This is a genomic window from Massilia sp. Root335 (assembly GCF_001425685.1).
GTDB lineage: Bacteria > Pseudomonadota > Gammaproteobacteria > Burkholderiales > Burkholderiaceae_D > Telluria > Telluria luteola.
In genome coordinates this window covers 1-1,547 of record NZ_LMCY01000057.1, presented here as the reverse complement: position 1 = coordinate 1,547, position 1,547 = coordinate 1, and the positions used below count along the sequence as shown (strand labels likewise).

1 protein-coding gene is annotated in these 1,547 nt (G+C 59.1%); it reads left to right on the top strand.

The window, feature by feature from the left end; all coding sequences use genetic code 11:
* Positions 1-100: 100 nt before the first annotated feature.
* A partial coding sequence (locus ASC93_RS31175; RefSeq protein ID WP_157202141.1) for a T6SS immunity protein Tli4 family protein occupies positions 101-1,547 on the top strand: 1,447 nt, incomplete at its 3' end.

Sequence of the window (1,547 nt, the reverse complement as noted above, 5' to 3'; positions counted from 1 at the left end):
ACGGCCCGTCGACGCTGGCGTGAGCGGACAGCAGTGCGCTCGTACATTCTCTGAACGGATGACAGCTATGACCCATTCGAGAAAGCTTGGATGGCGGGCAATGATCGTCTTGCTCGCAGCACTCGCCTGTGCGGGAACCTGGGCCGCCGGTCAGGTCCGCAGCATACGGGACAGATCCGAGGTGGCAAAAATGACGGAAAAGATGAAGACGATTTGCGTCGGACGTTTTTTGGTCGATGTACCGTCTCGGGCGGAAGTGAGTCTGTCGCGCGAAATGATGGATGGATTCGACATCGCTACCGTCGAAGAAGATGAAACGACTTTCCGCGAGCGTGTTGCTGCGCGTGAGGCTGAGATTACTGCTCAAGGGGCTCAAGGAGTAGCCGCTGACTCCAATGGAGTTGGTAGTATGGTAGAGGCGCGTGACCTGCGCGTGCCAGGCATGATTGGACGTCTACTCATTTATGGACGCACACGCAGCTATTCGATGGAGGGCAGCCGACGCCTCGACGACGAGTGGGTATCAGTTGAGGCACATGCGCACTTGGACGGTATGAGTTTTTCTCTATCGATGCAGTATGCTGACGTGCCTGATGGACGTACGGCCGAAGCCTTACTGGCGCGGCTACGTCTGCGTGGGGAGAACGAAATTCCATCGGTTCCGGGATTTTGCATCGGGCGTGCCGTATTCACCGAGCCGCTACCTCCTCATAAAACTGAGCACATCGCAATGCACGTTGGGTTTCTGGATCATCCCGATGTGGCCCTTGCATTAGCAAGCCTGCCTGGCGGGGACAGGGATAGTAGCCTGCTTACGCGTTTTGCTGATATGGATAAGGAGGCCAACCCCGACGAGCTGCTGCGTGTGACTAAGCTACGGTTCGGAAAGCGTACTATCAATGGAATCGATGGCGAAGAAGTCCTTGAACGGATCCGCGAGCTAAATTTCGCGACCACGTATGGCTTCATGTGGGAGACTCCAGGCGTGCAAGGTGACCCGGTACACCCGTTTTTGTCGCTTGAATTACAAGGTGGAATCAGTCCACGTCCGAGCGGTAAGCCGGTTGATACCAGTTTGCACGAAGATGCCGTGCTGGCCCTGTGGGACCGCATCTCATCGAGTATCCGGTCGCGGCCTTCAGGACCGCCGCCAGGCCCTGCAGAACCTCCAGAACCCGCGGCACCGAGGCTCGGGACCCTAGCTACTGCCGGGGAACCTTGTCCCCAATCGGGTTGGTGGAAGTGCCGCGAAGGCGGTCCAGGCGTCGACGTGCAGGGCGGCTCTGTCCAGTGGATTCGCAAAGGCGATCGCATGCCGCAGGCGTTGCTGCTGCCGCGCCAGACCTTATTGCAAAAGCTGCGTGGTCTCCAGCCGAGCATCGAGCCGTCCCAGCCGACCACCTGGAAACTGCTCGACAAGCGTCTGCGGCCGCGCACACCAACTATAGTGGCACTTGCTCCGCCGGGACCTGTCAGCGTCACAGCGGACACACCTGCCGGTGCCAGCCCGGTGGTTGCCCTCGGTACCGACGTGAGGACCGGTGAAG